Source organism: Providencia sp. PROV130, assembly GCF_028482225.1.
Taxonomy (GTDB): domain Bacteria; phylum Pseudomonadota; class Gammaproteobacteria; order Enterobacterales; family Enterobacteriaceae; genus Providencia; species Providencia rettgeri.
On sequence record NZ_JAMPQC010000012.1, the window covers coordinates 1 to 20006 of the forward strand.

General features: G+C 38.5%; 17 protein-coding genes and 1 pseudogene. 14 read left to right on the forward strand and 4 right to left on the reverse strand.

Features of this window, described 5'->3' with window-relative positions; all coding sequences use genetic code 11:
- Positions 1-140: 140 nt before the first annotated feature.
- From PSF28_RS08695 to PSF28_RS08730, 8 genes and pseudogenes are all read left to right on the forward strand, one after another.
- A pseudogene (locus tag PSF28_RS08695) lies at positions 141-1082 on the forward strand (ISNCY family transposase); the annotation flags it as partial.
- 97 nt (positions 1083-1179) lie between these two features.
- Positions 1180-2226: an HNH endonuclease gene (locus PSF28_RS08700; protein ID WP_272684942.1), complete on the forward strand. Its 1047-nt coding sequence runs from the start codon at positions 1180-1182 to the stop codon at positions 2224-2226.
- Between the two features lie 96 nt (positions 2227-2322).
- Positions 2323-3300: a DUF4238 domain-containing protein gene (locus PSF28_RS08705; RefSeq protein ID WP_272684943.1), complete on the forward strand. Its 978-nt coding sequence runs from the start codon at positions 2323-2325 to the stop codon at positions 3298-3300.
- A gap of 254 nt (positions 3301-3554) precedes the next feature.
- Positions 3555-4676, forward strand: a complete 1122-nt coding sequence (locus PSF28_RS08710) for a ribosomal protein uL16 3-hydroxylase (protein ID WP_210837335.1) — start codon at positions 3555-3557, stop codon at positions 4674-4676.
- A gap of 163 nt (positions 4677-4839) precedes the next feature.
- Positions 4840-6468, forward strand: a complete 1629-nt coding sequence (locus tag PSF28_RS08715) for a mucoidy inhibitor MuiA family protein (protein ID WP_272684944.1) — start codon at positions 4840-4842, stop codon at positions 6466-6468.
- Between the two features lie 75 nt (positions 6469-6543).
- The gene (ydfG, locus tag PSF28_RS08720) at positions 6544-7293 is read left to right on the forward strand and encodes a bifunctional NADP-dependent 3-hydroxy acid dehydrogenase/3-hydroxypropionate dehydrogenase YdfG (RefSeq protein ID WP_210837333.1); all 750 of its coding nucleotides are present in this window, start codon (positions 6544-6546) and stop codon (positions 7291-7293) included.
- A gap of 82 nt (positions 7294-7375) precedes the next feature.
- Positions 7376-7747 carry a DUF1283 family protein gene (locus PSF28_RS08725; RefSeq protein ID WP_272664862.1) on the forward strand — a complete coding sequence of 124 codons (372 nt, stop codon included), beginning with the start codon at positions 7376-7378 and terminating at the stop codon, positions 7745-7747.
- Positions 7748-7792: 45 nt separating this feature from the next.
- Positions 7793-8026 (forward strand): DUF1161 domain-containing protein, encoded by a 234-nt coding sequence (locus PSF28_RS08730; protein WP_115167223.1) that lies wholly within the window; start codon positions 7793-7795, stop codon positions 8024-8026.
- A 73-nt stretch (positions 8027-8099) separates the two neighbouring features.
- On the opposite strand, the gene bioD is transcribed toward PSF28_RS08730, so the two are convergent.
- The 3 genes from bioD to PSF28_RS08745 form a co-directional block, all read right to left on the reverse strand.
- Positions 8100-8774 carry a dethiobiotin synthase gene (gene bioD / locus PSF28_RS08735; RefSeq protein ID WP_210837330.1) on the reverse strand — a complete coding sequence of 225 codons (675 nt, stop codon included), beginning with the start codon at positions 8772-8774 and terminating at the stop codon, positions 8100-8102.
- 142 nt (positions 8775-8916) lie between these two features.
- Positions 8917-10128 carry an ROK family protein gene (locus PSF28_RS08740; RefSeq protein ID WP_210837328.1) on the reverse strand — a complete coding sequence of 404 codons (1212 nt, stop codon included), beginning with the start codon at positions 10126-10128 and terminating at the stop codon, positions 8917-8919.
- A 91-nt stretch (positions 10129-10219) separates the two neighbouring features.
- A complete protein-coding gene (locus tag PSF28_RS08745) occupies positions 10220-11131 on the reverse strand; it encodes a LysR family transcriptional regulator (RefSeq protein WP_210837326.1) in 912 nt (303 codons plus the stop codon).
- 125 nt (positions 11132-11256) lie between these two features.
- On the opposite strand from PSF28_RS08745, the gene PSF28_RS08750 reads away from it, so the two are divergent.
- The 3 genes from PSF28_RS08750 to tus all read left to right on the forward strand — a co-directional run bounded on the left by PSF28_RS08750 (position 11257) and on the right by tus (position 14242).
- A complete protein-coding gene (locus tag PSF28_RS08750; RefSeq protein WP_210837324.1) occupies positions 11257-12528 on the forward strand; it encodes an MFS transporter in 1272 nt (423 codons plus the stop codon).
- Positions 12529-12612: 84 nt separating this feature from the next.
- Entirely contained in the window at positions 12613-13191 is a 579-nt protein-coding gene (locus tag PSF28_RS08755) for a lytic polysaccharide monooxygenase (protein WP_272684945.1), read from the forward strand.
- A gap of 133 nt (positions 13192-13324) precedes the next feature.
- Positions 13325-14242: a DNA replication terminus site-binding protein gene (gene tus, locus PSF28_RS08760; protein WP_210837320.1), complete on the forward strand. Its 918-nt coding sequence runs from the start codon at positions 13325-13327 to the stop codon at positions 14240-14242.
- Positions 14243-14302: 60 nt separating this feature from the next.
- Here tus and fumC read toward each other — a convergent pair whose 3' ends face one another.
- Positions 14303-15700: a class II fumarate hydratase gene (gene fumC / locus PSF28_RS08765; protein WP_210837318.1), complete on the reverse strand. Its 1398-nt coding sequence runs from the start codon at positions 15698-15700 to the stop codon at positions 14303-14305.
- A gap of 179 nt (positions 15701-15879) precedes the next feature.
- On the opposite strand from fumC, the gene manA reads away from it, so the two are divergent.
- The 3 genes from manA (at position 15880) to add (ending at position 20004) form a co-directional block, all read left to right on the forward strand.
- Entirely contained in the window at positions 15880-17055 is a 1176-nt protein-coding gene (gene manA, locus PSF28_RS08770; protein ID WP_210837317.1) for a mannose-6-phosphate isomerase, read from the forward strand.
- A 106-nt stretch (positions 17056-17161) separates the two neighbouring features.
- Positions 17162-18808: a YdgA family protein gene (locus PSF28_RS08775; RefSeq protein ID WP_247605337.1), complete on the forward strand. Its 1647-nt coding sequence runs from the start codon at positions 17162-17164 to the stop codon at positions 18806-18808.
- Positions 18809-19002: 194 nt separating this feature from the next.
- Positions 19003-20004, forward strand: a complete 1002-nt coding sequence (add, locus tag PSF28_RS08780; protein WP_272684946.1) for an adenosine deaminase — start codon at positions 19003-19005, stop codon at positions 20002-20004.
- Positions 20005-20006 lie beyond the last annotated feature (2 nt).

Genomic DNA, 20006 nt, shown 5'->3' on the forward strand with positions numbered 1-20006 from the left:
GTGCGAATCTAGATTGTAGAGGCTCAATGCTAATGTCTAATCCTGGCTCAATCTAAATGTCTGCACTATATTTATCTATGGGGTTAACCTTTCTTTTTTCGACGTGGGGAAAGAAAAAGGATATTTCCTGGAGAAATGGTCATGATTGGTTTGAAGGACGTGGTCCAAAATGTACAGCATTAGTCTATGTTGATGATGCGACAAGTAAAATCATGGAGCTCCTTTTTGTCCAAGCTGAATCCACATTTACTTACTTTAATGCCACTCGGCGTTATATTGAGAGACATGGAAAACCATTGGCACTTTACAGCGATAAGGCTGGCATATTTAGAATTAATAACAAAAATGCTATTGGTGGCGACGGTCATACTCAGTTTGGTCGAGCCATGCATGAGTTAAATATTCAAACCATTTGTGCAGAAACTAGCCAAGCAAAAGGACGTGTTGAACGTGCGCATAGCACACTTCAGGATCGCTTGGTTAAAGAGTTTCGCCTCAGGAACATCAGTTCAATCGAGGCTGCTAATGCATTCACTGATGAGTTTATCGATGATTATAATCCTCGATTTGGTAAGCTTCCGCGCCATGAATATGATGTACATCGACCTCTAGAACAAGATGAGGATTTGGATACTATTCTTACAATCAGAGAATACAGAAAAGTCTCTAAAAACTTAACTATTCAATATGATAAGATCGTTTATCTGATTGAGGATAGTGAATATAGCCGGCGAGCTATTGGTAAATGCATCGATGTTTATCACTATCCAGACGAACGTAAAGAACTACGGTTGAATGGCATCCCCCTTCCCTTTATCACGTATGACCGACTGTCTGATGTTGACCAAGGTGCTATTGTGGACAACAAACGGCTTGGTCGAACTCTCGAACTCATTAAAACAGTTGTCGATGATAAGAGAGATAACCGGCGCTCACAATCTGTACCTGCTGGTAATGGTCCGTCACGACGCAAAGAAAAAGCGCCAGGCAAAAAATCTCAGCGCTCTATCGATCAAAATGACATGTTAGAAGCCCTCGTTAAACTTCAAGGGCAGTCAAAAGAGATATTTGGTAAGAACTAAATTCAGGGATATCGACCCGAGTTGTATCAAAATGTCTGAAAATGACATATAATCATATAGTTCTGAAAATTTCATTTCACTCGTTAGGATTTATTAAATGACTATTAATAAGGATGGTTATCCTAGTGGATTATTAATTAGAGCTGTGTGGGATTGTTGTTATGATCTTTACCAAATATTAGGTCGAGCACCCTCGCGCCAAGAATTTTATAATGAAATAGGAAAAAGAGAACCTGATCGTATAGGTATTAGTACTCACTCTCGTCAGTGGGGTGAATGGATGCGACACCATAACTTTTCTGCTAATACAACCGATGATGAAAATATCATCCCTGATGAATACTGTAATCCCTCATATCTCATCGTTTGGTATGCAATTACTCAATTGAAAATGGCATCAGCCGTAGAAATTGTTAAATGGATACTTAACAGTAACTCTCCTATTTTAGAGTCGGAAATTCATTATCACATTGATACTTTGACTGTAAATAGTAAAGCTCGATTCCGACATCTAACGAGTCGAAAGAATCTTCGCACAGACATCGGTAGCTCACATGATTTATTATTCCGTAGTGGCAAATACAATAGTACTCGTTATGAAGAATATATCCCTGAGCTACATGGTATATGGGATATTGATCCCATTACAAAAAATGCAGTGCAGATCATAGCAGCACGAACAGTAGACAAAATAGTTGTCGAAATACGCAATGAATTCTTTGATAATGAGCCAGATACAGATGACGACATTCGTACTAGAGCACTTCGTCAAGTTGTCGTTAGAGAAGGCCAACCTAAATTCAGGAATAAGCTTCTTAGAGCATATGAAGGTAAGTGTGCTGTTACCGGATGCTCCATTCAAGAATTACTTGAAGCTGCCCATATTAGGCCTTATGCTGGGCCGTGGCATACAAAGGCACAACATGGCTTGTTACTCAAGACCGATATCCATACTTTGTTTGATCGTGGATTAATCTGGGTTGATAGTACTTTCAACATAAGAGTTTCTGAACGGCTTGCAAATACTGAATATACTGTTCTAGATGGTAAGCTACTCAGATTACCAAAAAATAAAGAAGATTGGCCTCTGAAAACTCATTTATTAGAGTATCAGCGTTATTGGGATAATAAAAATAACAAATAAATTCCTCTTATTCTTTTTGATTGCTAGTCAATATAGTTAATAATTATAATGTGTAAAATTTAGTCTACTTGCTATCTTATCGCAACCAGTTTAAAAATGAATAAATCTTACAAAGAGTTAGAAGCTAAAAAACGTCATCATTACGTTTGGGCTAAGTACCTCACTCGCTGGGGAAATGGGACAAAAAACGTCTTTTATACGACTAAGCACGGAAAAATTGCTTGTGACAGCGTGCGTGCCATAGTTGTAGATGACTATTTCTATAAAACGTCAGTGTTGACAAATAAACATGTTGCATTAATAAAACAATTCTCTCAGTTAAGTCCCGAACATCTCCAATATCACCATATGTCGTATCTTAGTGACTTCCTTAAAATACAACGACTGGAAGCTATTTATAATGATTCCGACATTGAGCATAAGGAAACGGAGTCCCGTTTACATGCAATGAAATGCAATTTGATAGAAAATATTCATGCCTCACATGAAAATATGGCACTTCCGATCTTATCTTCTTTGGCGGATGGGCAACTTGATATACTAAAAAATAAAAATCAGATGATTGAGTTTATGATGTTTTTGGGACATCAAATCACTCGAACAAAAACTTTCCGTGACAGTATGTTTCAGACTCGTTCTAGTCCTATCGGGGCTGATCAAATCAATACAATGGCGCAAGCATGGTGGTTCTTAAGTTACATGTTTGGCATGAATATTGGATTTAGTCTCTATTCAAGCCGACACAACACAAACCATTCACTGCTGATAAATGATACTAAATACTCTTTTATTACATCTGATCAGCCTATAGTTAATGTACATGCTTGTGTCTCGGAGACAGAATTCACTGTACCTAAGCACTCTGATTTCTACTATCCAATTTCACCTCGTGTTGCTTATATCATATGTAGTTCTAAGCGATTTTCACCTGGTAAAAATCAGGTTGATGAAACCACTGTTACTGAGTTCAATAATAAAGTTGCCGCCCAGGCGATGGTGCATATCATCGGTAATACTAGAAACGCTATTTTACCCTTTCAAAAATATATTGGCCGACGTTATACCAAAAAATGATTAACTTCACTTACTGGTCATTCCTAATGAGCCAGCGGCTAAACATTCCTATCGAGCCTTGACATAAGTGTGAAATGAAGAAATACAGCGTTTTGGCTGGTTTAATCGTGTTGTTTCTTTTTTGGTTCTAAACCCAATTCGACTTCATAAATATTCCTACAAAAGTTATTGACCGACGTTTGATGCCAAACAAGAATATGACGGTGTATTACTTCTATAATTACCTGCTAATTTACTCATATAGATGTGGTCACATGGCTTACAAACTGAATCTTAACTGGCCTGAATTTTTAGAAAAATACTGGCAGAAAAAACCCGTTGTATTGAAAAATGCATTTCCTGATTTTGTCGACCCTATCACACCGGATGAACTGGCCGGCTTGGCCATGGAGCCGGAAGTTGACAGTCGCCTAGTCAGCTTTATTGATAACAAATGGGAAGCGAGTCACGGCCCGTTTGAAGACTTCAGCGAACTAGGTGAAAAAGGATGGTCACTACTGGTACAAGCGGTCAACCATTGGCATATGCCAGCGGCCGAACTGGTGAAACCGTTTCGTGTACTGCCCGAGTGGCGTCTTGATGATTTGATGATCTCCTATTCTGTGCCTGAAGGTGGTGTTGGACCACATATTGATAACTATGATGTTTTCATCATCCAAGGTATGGGACGCCGCCGCTGGCGTGTGGGCGATGCCCTACCGATGCGTCAATTCTGTTCACATCCGGCATTATTACATGTCGACCCATTTGAACCGATTATTGATGTGGAAATGGCGCCAGGAGATATTCTGTATATTCCGCCGGGATTCCCTCATGATGGTTTCACTTTCGAAGATACCATGAACTATTCTGTCGGCTTTCGCGGGCCGACTGGACGCGATCTGCTGAGCAGTTTTGCAGACTATGCGCTGGAACAGGATTTGGGTGGCATAAATTATGGCGATCCTGACCTCACGGTGACTAAAAATACAGGCACCATGAAACCTCATGAGGTTGAACGTCTACGAGATATGATGATTGAAATGATCAACAAGCCGGGTGATTTTGAACAGTGGTTAGGCCGTTTTGCAACGACACTACGTCATGAGCTGGATATTGCGCCTCCGAAACCACCATATCAACCAGAAGAAGTGCTAAGTGCGTTAAATGATGGCCAAAAACTGATCCGACTGAGCGGCTTGCGTGTGATGCGTATCAATGAGCACTTTTTCGTGAATTCTGAAGGCTGGATTACCACAGAAACAAAGGGTGCGGATGCATTGTGCCAGTTTACGGAAGTCGACAGCAATGAACTCGGTGAAGCACTTGAGAGCCCCGCTTTTATCGCGCAATTAACCGAATTTATCAATCAAGGATATTGGTATTTCGAAGAATAAGTCGCACCTACCCAACAAGATAAAACACCTACTGATGGGTGTTTTATCCCTTCTGTCCTTGTACTTTTGTCAGCTTTTAGGTTTTATCTGTTATCTAATAAAAGTCAAATAAGCTAGTTTTAGTCATTATCTTACTTAGCGGCACTTATGATTGGAGTTAAAAATGACAGTTCCTACTCGGCTGGTCAGCGGCTTATTATTCGCAACACTTTTGGCTTCTCAACACGTACGTGCTGATGCTGAAACAAAATTAAATCAAGATGTTAAACTAAATCATGCAACTGTGTTTTTACGCGGTGCTACCTTGGACAATAGTGTGACACTGTCACTTAATAAGGGGCAGACTGAGGTTGTTCTTACAAATATAGCAAGCAATATTGACGCTCAAACACTCTCAATTGACTTTGATAATAGTGATGTGACTATTCGTTCTGTAAATGTACAAAATGTGGCAGTTACACCTACATACCCTGCCAATATTGTTGAATTACAAGAACAACAAAAGGACTTAGTTCAGCAAGTTGAAAACCTAAACATTGCAATTAAAGTCGGTGAAGAACAATTAAGCTTATTGAAAGATCAGCGCTTTTTTGGGGAAAATAACACGCAATCATTAGAGCAATCCTCTCAAAAATTAGACTTTATACGTCAACAAATGACTTCAATACTGCATGAACAACAAAAATACCAATTAGCGATTGATAAATTAGAAGAAAAACTTGCGATATTGCAAACGCAGATCGATGAAAAAATGCCCTCGTCTGTTGGTCAGCAAACTCAGATTGTCATGTCGGTCGATGCGGCTAAACCAACCACTGCACAGCTTCAATTGTCCTATTTAACGCCTGATGCCGCGTGGTCACCGAGTTATGACATTCATAGTCAGGACGTTGGTTCGCCAATCACCCTCACGTATAAAGCCAATCTAATTCAAAATACAGGCATTGATTGGGAAAAAGTCAATTTGACCTTATCGACGGTTAACCCATCAAAAAATATCACGCCCTCTGTTTTACAGCCTTGGCGCTTATCCGTTTATGATGATAATGCTCAAATAGCGCGTCAGGTTCGAATGAGGATGCCTGCAGCCCCTGTGGCAATGTATGAAGAAAATGGTGTTAGTGAGAAGAAAAAAACAATCAGCTCGGGTATATCAGACTTTGTTACAACGTCTAATAACGGTATCAATTTAAATTATCAAATCGCCCTGCCTTATTCACTAAAAAGCGCGAACAAGCCGAATACGGTTACCATCAAACAACAAAATCTCGATGTAAAATACAAATATACCACCACGCCAAAACTGATTGAAGAGGTGTTCTTACAAGCAGATATCGACAATTGGCAATCACTTAACCTATTGAATGGAAATGCTAATATTTATTATGGTAATACTTATATCGGCAACTTTATGATTAATGCAAATCAATTGGTTGATACATTGCGAATTCCTTTTGGTGTTGACAATAGTATTCAAGTTTCCCGCGAACCAAATGAAAAAATAAAGAAAAAACCGAGTTTTATGGGATCAACAATCCAACAAACAGAAAGTTACTTGGTCAAAGTAAAAAATATGCATGCGAAACCAGTTGAATTAACGGTTTATGACCAAATTCCGCTAAGTGAGGACAGTGAGATAAAAGTGTCTGAAATAGAGGATAAAAGTGCAGTCACCAATAAAAGTACCGGTGAAATAACCTGGGATATTACCTTAGAGCCTAATGAAGAAAAGCAAATTTCATTCAGTTATACATTGAGCTATCCAAAAGATAAGCAAATCTTGGGGTTATAACAATTTTTGTAGTTAATGTTAGATAGCGTTAAAATAAACCCACGCTAACATGACAATAACAACTATGAGGTTTCCATGATTATTTTAGTAACAGGTGCTTCTTCTGGTTTTGGTGAATCAATTGCCCGTAGATTTATCAAACATAATTACACCGTTATAGGCACTGGGCGCAGAACAGAGCGTTTAGACGCTCTCCATCAAGAATTAGGGGATAAATTTTACCCGTTAACATTGGATATCCAAGACAGAAAAGCCATTCATGATGCCATTGCCAATTTGCCTGCACACCTCAAAAATATCGATGTTTTAGTTAATAACGCAGGTTTAGCATTAGGCTTAGAACCCGCATTTGACGCCAATCCTGATGATTGGGACGTTATGATTAATACAAATACCAAAGGTTTAGTGAATATGACCTATGAGGTATTGCAAGACATGGTTGCGAAAAATCACGGTCATATTATTAATATTGGTTCTACTGCGGCAAGTTGGCCTTACAAAGGTGGTAATGTTTATGGTGCAACCAAAGCCTTTGTGAAACAATTTTCACTTGGTTTACGAGCTGATTTACAAGGAAAAAAAATTCGAGTTACCGATATTGAACCCGGCTTAGTGGGTGGCACAGAGTTTTCAAATATTCGCTTTAAAGGGGATGACGATAAAGCAGCTAGTACTTATCAAGGCGCAGACGCTCTGACCCCTGAAGATATTGCTGAAACAGTGTATTGGGTTGCCACGCTACCTGCTCATATGAACGTAAATACATTAGAATTAATGCCTGTTTGCCAAACGTTTGCAGGTTTAACCGTACATAAACAACTTTAAATTTTAGTACTATTCTATACAGACGCACTAGCACACTTTTGGCTATACTCAGATTATCGGTCCTGTTTAGTAAGGAATTACCATGAATTCACACAAAATGTTGAAAACTGGCTTAACTGCGATATGTTTTTGTCTCCCTCTACTTTGGGCTACGTCGTCTTCTGCTGCACAGTCGACAACATCATGTACTGCAGGTAGTACATGCGTTTCAGTAGGTAAAGGCGATGACTCTCTTAATAAAGAGCAAGCGCGTCAAGAAAAGGAACAATGGGATAATACTCGTATGTTGCGTAACAAGGTTAATACGCGTACTGAAAAAGAGTTTGATAAAGTAGATGCGGCTTTTGATGCAAAAGATAAATGTGAAAAAAGTCTTAATCTAAATGCTTATTGGGAGCCAAGCACCAAACGTTGCCTTGATGTGAGTAATGGTCGTCCAATTAGTAATCCATAACCTTATAATAGGTTGCTTTATGGAGTTGTTGATCAAGGAGATAAGATGAAAAAGAAATTATTGTTACCCTTATTTGTACTGATGTTAGCGCCCGCTTTTGCGCAAGCTTCATGTGAAAGTGTGATTGAGGAAATCAAGCAAAAGATTATCAATAATGGCGTTCCTGCTGATAATTTTAGTTTGGTTGCAGTACCTAATGATGAAGTTGACTCATCTAAAGGTCAAGTTGTAGGTCACTGCCAAAATGATTCTTATAAAATTATTTATACCCGCCATTAGTCTATATTTTAGGTAAAATAAAGGGCGCTATTTTATGATGGCGCCCTTTTTCTTTGTTGAATTATTAACGCAATTAGTTAGGAATAGCGATAAGTTCTTGCAGTTTATCTGTATTGAGATAATGCCCTAGCTCTCTTTCTTCGGGCCGCAATAAATACGGGATTTCCCCAATTAATGGTGCCTTAATATGATGTTGTAACCGATCAATTATTTGGGCATAGTGCGCTAACCCTGGGTTGATACGGTTTGCCATCCAACCGATTAATGGTAACCCATCTGCTCGAATTGCATCCGCAGTTAATAGGGCATGATTAACACAGCCATGTTGAATGCCAACGACTAAGATAACACCGACTGGCTGACCTTTTAACCAGTCTGCATAAAAAGTATTGTCATCAAGCAAATAGCGCCATCCCCCATTACCTTCGATAACAACCATGTCACATTGGTGATGTAAATGGTCTAGGCCATGCTTTATTTTATTGAAATCAATGCTGTTCTCATGGCTGTAATTATCCGTGATACGTACAGGATTAACTTCATCGTAGGAAACAAGGTCTTTAGAAACACTGTGAATTAGCAATGCATCTTTATTTCTGATTCCTTCAGGGGTATCAATGCATTGGTCAGCAATAGGTTTGTAACCCACGGCCTTAATTCCTTGGTTATTTAGTGCTTGCAGGATGGCAAGCGTCGATACTGTCTTCCCGACATCTGTATCTGTCCCGGTAACAAATAGATTGATCATGGTCTTTTTCTATCCTGAAGTGACAGACTTGTACAGCAATAAGCTGCAAAAATGATATGGATTCAGTTTATTGGAATGGGTAAGTGAGAAGTTTGCGTTAGCTCAATTTTGTGTACGATAGTATAAATATTATCGAATTGTTTTAGCCTTGTAATAGTTGTAGTAGTAGTGAACCATCGTATAACGCTCGCTGTATTAATGAAGTTTCACTATCTTTAATGCTAAATATGGATTTTTCTATCGATAATTTGGATGAATACAGAGGAATGGAATATTTGTTTATATGTTTATGTAAACATTTTAAAAACAGATCAGAACCTTGATTCAAAGGAGAATTAATCAAAATGAGCTCACTACCCAATAAATTTACCATCAGTGCCAACGGCTTTGCCAACTGTTGTGCAGCTTTATTAATAAGATAAACACAAAGACTGTCGTTTAGAATTGCGCCAGCGCAAATTTTATCCATTGAGATATCTTGCTGATGCAAAAATGAATCAGGGTAGTTTATTAGCAAATTATTAGCTTGTTGTAATATTGCAGGAATGGAAGTTTGGGTTTCTAAGCAATCATAGCTACCACAGTAGCAAGCGTTATTTTGTTCAGACTCACATTGAGTATGGCCGAACTGAATAGGCCGATGGGTACTCGTATCCAATGTTGTCCCATGGCTTAATACCATGACATTAACAACATCTTGTAGCTGTAAGTAAATGATATTTTTTTCTTTTCTTTTCTCCTGATGGGAGAAGTGGTCCATTAATGCCAAAGCATCCACTGGCGGATGCAAATAAACGGGTAAACCAGTTTGTTTAGTAAGATGCTCCGCGATGGCAAGTTGGTGAATTTTAAAAGAAGAATGCTGATAAATAACGCCAGTATGGGGATCTAAAATACCATCAATAAGAATACTTATCGCGGTGACTCTTTCTAATATTTTTTGCTGGCTGGCAAAGAATTGACTAATTAATTCAGAAAGAAAATCGATAAATTCACTATTTCCTAACGGTGTAAATGGATACTCTGTTTGAGCTAAGGTAACCGCGTTAATTTCTTTCAGAGAAATAGTGAGTTTTTGGCCTTCGATACGAATGGCTAAAAATTGCCACCCTTCACTTTCAATGACTAACCCGACTGCTGGGCGTCCGCGCAAACCAAGTACTGGAAACTCTAATTCTTTAATTAAGTGAGCATCCATAAGCTCACGTGTAATTTTGGTGATACTAGCGGGCGCAAGCTGTGCTTGTTTTGACAACGCAATACGCGAAATTGGACCATGTTGATCAATGATACGGTAGACAATACCTGTATTCAATTGTTTGATTTGGTCTATATGACCAGTTTGATTCACCATGGTAATAATTCAATTCCTTTATAAAGCAATGAGTTATTATGCCTTAAACTGTGTATGAATGATTTCGTTTACATTGAAAATGTGAACTCGCTCACTCTTGGTTGCCAACAATGTTGGCTATCAAAAGATTTGTTAATTTTTTGGCGACGGATGGCAATGTTCTACGTGTATTGTAGACTAACCAGACTTCAGATGAAGCATTAATATTAGTGAGTTTTAAGTATTTTACACCATCAATTTTCATTCGTGTAAATGACTCTGTAATCACCGAGATTCCCATGCCAGCAGAAACTAATCCCAAAATAGTCATAGCTTCCCCGGCTTCTTGAGAAATGGTTGGAACCACTCCCGCAGATGTTAATAATTGACTGATTTCATCATATAACGCTGTACCGACATCACGCTCAAAGAAAATAAAAGGATAATCAGCAAGTTGTTGAATATCTACACCTACATCAATAAATTCTAATAATGGATGACCTTCATAGACGGCCACCATAAAAGGCTCTTTAAATAATAATTTATAATCCAATTGTTCTGGTAATACCGTATTTCTCATAATACCAATATCAATTCGTCCAGTAATTAATGGCGCTATCTGTTGTTTGGTATTCATCTGGTGCATATGAATAGAAACTTCAGGGTAAGCTTCTCGATATTGCCGTAAGCTCATCGTCACTTTGTGCATAAATGGCGTAGTTGAAGTAAAACCAATGGATAACTCTCCAAGTTCACCCTTTTCCATGCGAGCTGCTTTTGTTGCAGCTGCATCGACTTGAGCTAAAATTTGATATGCTTCTTTTAAGAACATCGTGCCCGCTGCTGTTAAGGCCACATTTCGGTTATTTCTTTCCAATAGTTTTGCATTAATTTTCTCTTCAAGTATTTGTATTTGCTGACTTAAAGGGGGCTGCGAAATATGCAATCGTTCAGCAGCTCTACCAAAATGAAGTTCTTCCGCGACAGCAATAAAGTATCGAAGATGTCTAAGTTCTATACTCATCGTTTGGTTAATACCCATTAATATGTTTAAAGTATTATTATGAATAATTAATATATTAGACAAAAAACTAAAAAGTTTCTATTCTTTGATCGAAATCAAGTGTGTTGGTATGACAAGGAATAAACATGGAACACTCACAAAATAGCCTTACATCTGAGCAACCTAATGAAGGAATAAGAACACCCTTACAGGGACATACCACACCAAAAAAACATTACATACAAAGAGATGACGCGCTGTATTTACGTGTGACCTTATCCTTTTTTACCGTTGGTTTTGCCACATTTGCTTTGCTGTATTTCGTTCAGCCAATTTTGCCTATGCTGTCAGAAGATTTTAACATTTCCCCTGCAACAGCAAGTTTATCATTATCACTGAGTACAGGCTTAATGGCATTAGGGTTATTAATTACTGGGCCAATTTCAGACGCAATAGGCCGTAAGAATGTGATGGTTATTGCATTGACCTGCGCTGCATTATTTACTCTACTCAGCTCAATCATGCAGAGCTGGCAAGGGATCTTAATTGCCAGAGCATTAGTTGGTTTATCGCTAAGCGGTGTTGCTGCAGTAGCTATGACCTATTTAAGTGAAGAGATCCACCCTAGTTATGTTGCACTATCTATGGGGTTGTATATTAGTGGCAACTCGCTGGGAGGTATGAGCGGCCGGCTAATGACGGGGGTGATCGCAGATTTTTATTCATGGCGTGTTGCTGTCGTTATTTTAGGTTCGTTAGCCCTTATTGCCGCAATTGGCTTTTGGCGCTTACTGCCCCCTTCTCAACATTTCCGCGCGAGTTCTTTAAAACCTAAAAATCTATGGGTTAATTTACATCTACACTTTAGAGACAAAGGTTTACCTTTTCTATTTATCGAAGGTTTTGTCTTGATGGGTGGTTTTGTCACAATGTATAACTACATCGGATACCGTTTACTTGACGCACCTTATTTATTTTCTCAGTCTACGGTTGGCTTGCTATCCGTTATTTATTTAACAGGGACTTACAGTGCGACTAAAACGGGAAGCCTAACTCAAAAATATGGGCTTGGTCGAGTGCTGATAGCGTCTATTACTATGATGTTAGTCGGCATTTTAATTACATTATATTCAAATATATGGTTAGTTTTATTCGGAATGACAGTACTGACAACCGGTTTTTTTGCTGCGCACTCTGTTGCCAGTAGTTGGGTGGGACGCCGAGCTAAACGAGCACGTGGACAAGCTTCTTCTCTGTATTTATTCAGTTATTATGCAGGGTCAAGTATCGCAGGTACAGTCGGTGGGTTATTCTGGGAACACTTCGGTTGGACGGGTGTTGCGCTATTTATCGCAGGCATACTGTTTATCGGTCTTATCATCGCTTGTCGTTTAAAATCAATTTGTTATAACCAGTAGATTAGAGACTGATAAAGGTTAAACTACCATTTTTCCCCGTTATTAGTGGATGATATGAGTGTCTATTAATAACGAGGAAACCTAATGAAATCATTCTTTATAAAAACATTTTTATTTGCACCATTGCTTTTTTGTTGCAGTTTTGTGGTCTGGTCGCATGGCTATGTTGAGTCCCCTGAAAGTCGTTCATACTATTGTAAGTTAGGGGTAAATAAGCAATGTGGCCCAGTGCAATATGAACCGCAATCCATTGAAGGCAAAAAAGGTTTCCCTCAATACGGCCCTGCTGATGGTAAAATTGCCAGTGCAGCTATTGCCGCTTTTTCTCCCTTAGACATACAAACTACTGATCGGTGGCAACGAGCTATTATAAATTCACCAAATGTTAGGTTTAAATGGCGCATTACTGCGAAACATAAAACAACAAAATGGGAATACTTCATCACTAAGCCAGACTGGCAACCAAATGCCTTGCTATCGCGTAATCAATTTACACTAACCCCATTTTGTAAATTTGAACGTGTAGAAATTCCAGGGGAGATCGTGGAACACAATTGTGTATTACCGAAAAACCAAAAAGGTTACCATGCAATTTTAGCAATTTGGACGATAGATGATACACCAAATGCGTTTTACCAAGTCATTGATGCAGAAATAAATTAGCGTAAACGTAAGTCATATATAAGAGAAGGACAAGTGTTAAAATACCCACTTGCCCTTTTAGGCTTTTTTTTTATTGATAAACACGATAGTTAATGTTACTTATTGTTTATCACACATAGAATGTTGTAACTAAATGACAAATAAACAAGACCTGATCGATACGTTTAATGAATTGGAATCACAAATAAACCAATTTAGCCTCTTACTATTAGAGCAATCAAAGCAAGTTCCATTTACAGCCCATGTATTTCAGTTACCTTCGGTCATCAAAGGTGAAGAAAATAATGAGATAGAACAAATCGCCGTGCAAACGGTGGTGAGCTATGAAGCAGTAAAAGAAACAATAAAATTAATTAACTTGTTATTTTTACAGAATAAATCGGAAGAAATTAGCAATAAAGCCGCTATCCGCTTACCTGGTGCAATATGTATACAAACCAATTTACAGATGTATCGTGACTTTAATTCATTAATTTCGAAGATCAATGAGTTAAAGATGCATATAAAAGCGATAGTCACTCAAGTTAACGAACCACATCGATTCGAATTTATACGCAGCAGTTTACATGGACTGCTAACATTAAATACTTACCGCACCCTCACCTCATTGGTTGATATCGATACGATTAATTTTGGTTGGGCAAATAAAAAAGTCATCAATAAAGTGACCAAAGAAACAATACTAGACCGCTTACAAGCAAGTTTAGAAAGTGGTCGCTCCCCTCTTCATTTACCTAAAGAACATTGGCTTTTACAATTGGAAAATGAAATTCGCTTAATTGATTCCCTACCCCATAATGCGGTTTTGAAAATTCAACGTCCTGTCAAAGTTCAGCCAATAGCTCGAGTGTGGGATAAAGAACAACAGAAACAAACGCAGTTTGCCTGTGCAACACCTTTATTTGTTTTTGCACTTGAAAAAACGGTGACAGAAATTAAAGTCGGTGAACTCCCCGATTACCATGCAAATAACATTGCTATTCGTAATCGCCCTAAAGCAAAAGCAGTTGAATTATTAATACCACGTTTAAATTTGTATATTGAGCGCTAAAAAAACACCCATCTGTAAAACAGTATGGGTGTTATATATTCGCTAGTTTAATTGGCTAGCTTAAGATTTCATGCTGCCAACCATATCTTCTGGACGAACCCAATCATTGAACTGTTCTTCAGTTAAATAGTTGAGTTTCAATGCAGATTCTTTCAATGTCAGCCCTTCTTTGTGAGCTTTTTTAGCGATTTCTGCCGCTTTATCGTACCCAATGTGGGTATTTAAAGCCGTTACTAACATTAACGATTCATGAAGTAATTTCTCAATGCGCTCACGGTTTGGTTCAATGCCAATCGCACAGTGCTCATTAAAGCTACGCATACCATCCGCTAACAAACGAACGGATTGTAAGAAGTTATCAATTAGCATTGGGCGGAATACATTCAGCTCAAAATTACCAGATGCACCACCAATATTAACAGCAACGTCATTTCCCATCACTTGTGCGCATAACATGGTTAATGCTTCACACTGCGTAGGATTAACTTTACCGGGCATGATTGAGCTGCCTGGCTCATTTTCTGGAATCGAAATTTCACCAATGCCGCAACGTGGGCCAGATGCTAACCACCTAACATCGTTCGCGATTTTCATTAAAGAGGCAGCCAAACCTTTTAAAGCACCGTGTGCGTGCACAAGGCTATCGCAAGTTGCCAATGCTTCAAATTTATTAGGAGCTGTAACAAATGGCTGGCCAGTTAATTCTGCGATTTTTTTCGCAACACGCACTGCATATTCTGGATGCGTATTTAAACCAGTTCCTACTGCTGTACCACCTAACGCTAATTCACACACATGCGGAACAGAATTTTCAATGTGTTTTTCATTATGCGCCAACATTGCGGCCCAACCTGAAATTTCTTGACCTAATGTCAGCGGGGTTGCGTCTTGTAAGTGAGTACGACCGATTTTTACGATATCTTTAAATTCTTTCGCTTTTGCATCTAATGTTTGATGCAAAACTTTCAGTTCTGGGAGAAGATGTTCGCGGATTGCGACAACCGCAGCAACGTGCATTGCTGTTGGGAAAACATCATTTGAACTTTGACTTTTATTCACATCATCATTAGGGTGAATAAGACGATCGTTGCCACGTTGGCCACCGAGAATTTCGCTACCACGGTTAGCTAAAACCTCGTTCATGTTCATGTTACTTTGCGTACCAGAACCTGTTTGCCAAATGGCTAGTGGAAATTCCGTTGGATGTTTGCCAGCTAAGACTTCGTCAGCAGCAGCAATGATTGCATCACCGCGCTCTTTGGCTAATAATCCAAGATCCATATTGACACTAGCAGCGGCTTTTTTTGTTATAGCGAGTGCGTGAATCAACGCGACGGGCATTTTTTCTACAGATATACGGAAATGTTCTAAAGAACGCTGCGTTTGCGCGCCCCACAATTGGTCAGCAGGTACTTCAATTGGTCCCATTGAGTCTTTTTCAATGCGAGTGGCTGCCATTACTATCTCCTTAGGTACATACACAGAATAATTGATTTTAGAATCATCTGCTTGCAGGTAAGCAAATAACCGAGCAGTATAATGCCACAAATTGAATTTCATTTATGAGACTTAGTCGAGCTTATTGTACTGTAGTGAAAAGGAAATGAGTTGATTTTTATGAAAAAGAGAATTTTGCTATGCTTAAAATGATAAACAAAGTCCAAAATTATGACTGGGGCAGCAAAACGGCCCTGACTAAGCTATATGGGATTTCAAACCCTGATAACTTACCTATGGCTGAACTTTGGATGGGCGCTCATCCAAAAGCAAGCTCTGAAGTTCTCGATATACAAAAAAACCAAAGTATTCCACTTAACACCTTAATTGAAAGTGCCCCTGAATCCTATTTAGGTCAGCATGTTGCACAAACTTATCACCGTTTACCTTATTTATTTAAGGTGTTATGCGCAGCTCAACCGTTGTCTGTTCAGGTACACCCAAATAAAACTTACGCTGAAGTTGGATTTGCCAAAGAAAATTCAGCCGGAATCCCATTAGATTCCCCAATACGCAACTATAAAGATGATAACCATAAACCTGAATTAATTTTTGCGTTAACACCTTTTAAAGCCATGAATGCGTTTCGCCCACTCGATGAAATTGCACAACTGCTGGATTTTGTTTCAGCTGCACATCCTGATATTCAGTTATTTGTTCAAGACCCAACTGAAGAAAAATTATCACGTTTATTTGCACAAATTCTTAATCTGACAGGTGAACAAAAAGATTTAGCGCTTGGTGTATTGAAAGCAGCGTTAAATAGCCGACAAGGTGAACCATGGAACTCCATAAAACAAATGGTTAGCCTGTATCCTGAAGATAATGGGCTATTTACCCCGCTTCTTCTTAACATCGTTGAATTAGAGCCTGGTGAAGCGATGTTCTTATATGCAAGAACACCACATGCTTATCTTGAAGGTGTTGGGTTAGAGGTAATGGCAAATTCTGATAATGTGCTGCGTGCTGGATTAACAAACAAGCACATAGATATTCCAGAGCTAATTGCTAATATTGACTTTAAGCCTACGTTTGCAAAGGATTTATTAAGTATTCCCGAAAAATCTGGAAATATCTGGAAATATAATATTCCAGTAGAAGATTTTGCATTTAATATATATTCTATAGACCACTCGGAAGTTGCGCTATCTAACAATAGTGCCTCAATTTTGTTCTGTATTGAAGGCCAGTTAGTTTTGCATTCAGGTAATGATGAAATATGCATTAATTCAGGTGAATCTGTTTTTTTACCGGCTTATGAGAAAAGCATAACCATTAATGGCAGTGGTAAACTAGCCCGAGTATTTAACAAATAGAGTCATATTCTGTATTTAACCGTCTTCATTCAATGAAGACGATTATTTAAAACTTATATAAATTTATAAGTACGGCAATAACGTACTGAAAGGATGGATGTTTATAATGAAAAAGTCATTAGTCGCGGTTGGTGTTATTGTTGCTCTGGGTGCAGTGTGGACCGGAGCTTCATGGTATACAGGTTCTAAAGTAAAAGATGAACTTGATAGAGTAATCCTCAAAACCAACGATTTTTTTGCTGTAAATGTGCCTGAGTCAGGTTTGAATTTTAAAGTAGAAAATTATGAAAAAGGCGTTTTTTCATCTAAAGCGGATATCGTAATCACCTCTGCTGATTCTGCATCACCAGACGACTCTATCGTATTTAAAACGAATATTGATCATGGTCCATTCCCATTATCACAAGTTGCTAAGTTTAATTTATTACCAAAATTAGCAGCGACACAAATTGAATTAGCTAACAACGCAACAACAAAAGAATTGTTTGAAGCGACACAAGGTAAGCCATTTATTCATGGTTCTGCTGTCATTGGTTATAGCAAAAGTATTGATACCAATTTAGAGCTGATCCCTCTCGAGTATAAGAAAGATGACGTTTCATTATCTTTCAGTGGTTCTAAGTTTGATGTATCAACGACTTCTGACCTTGCTGCTGTTGATGCAACTTTAGTCACTGATAATTTAGTTATCGGTAAGAAAGATAACTCTGAATCTATGACACTAAAAGGCTTAAAATTAGTCTCTAATGTGACAAAATCACAATATGGCTTCTACACTGGAACCCAGTCATTTGTTATTGCGGATACAGATTTCAACATTCCTGAAACCAAATTCTCTTTTAAAGATTTCAAAATTTCAAGCGACACCTCTATTACTGGCGAAGATGTGAAAGGCAATATTTCTTATAGCATCTCTGACTTGAAAGCATTAGAGCAAAACTTAGGTTCAGGCGAACTGACGGTTGCTATTGAAAAATTAGATGCGAAAGCATTAGGTAAATTTGTTGAACAATATAATGAAGCTTTAGCACAAGGTTTAGCTAATGGCGACCCAACTGAAGCAACAGAGCGTTTAGCTATGGAAATGATGTCGACAACATTGCCTGAGCTAATGAAGAGCAAACCCGTGTTCACGATTAGTCCCTTCTACTGGAAAAATGAAGCTGGCCAAAGCTCAGTTGACCTAAACATCACATTCAATAAATGGAACCAAGACGAAATCACTGCGTTAGCAATGTCTAACAAAGTTGATGAAGCTATCAAGCAACTCATTACTTCTTTTGATTTCAATTTAAAACTGAATAAACCAATGATGATCGAATCAATGACTCAAGCAATGATTTTAGATCAAGGTGTTCCAGTTGATGCTAACACGAAAAAAGAAATGAAAGGCATGGTCACTTCTGAGTTTGAAGGTGTTCAGCAAATGCTGACTTCAGATATGTTCTCTTCTCCGTTTGAAGAAATGTTTATGACAGATGAAGAACGTGCTGAAAAAGCTAAACAGAAAAAATCACCTTGGATGATTGATAGCGAAAATGATTTAACTATGACTATCAAATTTGCAGGTAATGACCTGACATTCAATAATGACAAATATACCTTAGCTGAGTTCCTCACTAAGATGAAAGTAATGTCTAACCCAGAAGATGCATTAGAATATGAAGCAGTCCCTGCTCCAGATGCAGAACCAGCACCAGAAATGGAAGTTGAGCCTGAATTAGCACCACAAGATGCAGCGCCAGCTAACTAATCTAATTGATATAATTTAATCATAAAAGCCAGTTAATATCAGCTGGCTTTTTTATTTGCGCACCAAAGTAAATGTGATACACGTCACACTTAAAATGTAATTATTGATCTTGTTTCACATTTTTCGTGATTAACATTTGCCTTTAACGAAATAAAAGCCAAAATGAGGACAGAAAATAGATAAAGGATCATTCCGTGATTAAAACACATTTACCTTTAACCGATTTACACCGCCATCTTGATGGCAATATCCGTCCAGAAACAATTCTCTCCTTAGCAGAGCAACACCATATTCAATTACCTGCTTCAGAGCTTGAAGCACTGCGCCCTCATGTCCAAATTATAGGACAAGAAGCTGACTTAGTGGGTTTCTTAGCAAAACTTGATTGGGGTGTCGCTGTTTTAGCTGATTTAGATGCCTGTCGCCGCGTGGCGCTTGAAAATGTTGAAGATGCCTTTAATGCAGGTATTGATTACGCAGAACTGCGTTTTTCCCCTTATTACATGGCGATGAAACACCAATTGCCTGTTGAGGGTGTAGTTGAAGCGATTGTTGATGGTGTACGTTCAGGGTGCCAACAATTTGATATTAAAATTAATCTAATTGGTATTTTAAGCCGCACTTTTGGCCAACAAGCCTGTACAACTGAGCTACAAGGATTATTAGCGCATCGAAGTCATTTATGTGCATTAGATTTAGCAGGAGATGAGCTCGGATTTCCTGGAGAGCTCTTTGAGTCACATTTTATTAAAGCTAGAGATACTGGGTTAAATATTACTGTTCATGCAGGTGAAGCAGCGGGAGCAGACAGTATTTGGCATGCTATTAAGGTATTAGGCGCACAACGAATTGGTCATGGCGTTAAAGCAATAGAAGACCCTGCTCTAATTGAGTATTTAGTAAAACATCAAATTGGCATGGAAAGCTGTTTAACGTCAAATATTCAAACAAGTACAGTTCCATCTTTAGCTCAACACCCATTAAAAAACTTTTTACAACAAGGTGTTCTGGCTTCAATTAATACAGATGACCCTGCAGTTCAAGGGATTGAGTTACGGCATGAATATGAAGTGGCTGCCCCACAAGCCGGTTTAACGGCAGAAGAAATAGAACAAGCACAACGAAATGGTCTGAGTATGGCATTTTTATCGGATAGTGAGAAAAATGCGCTGTCAAAAAAAGTCGCCAATCGCTAATT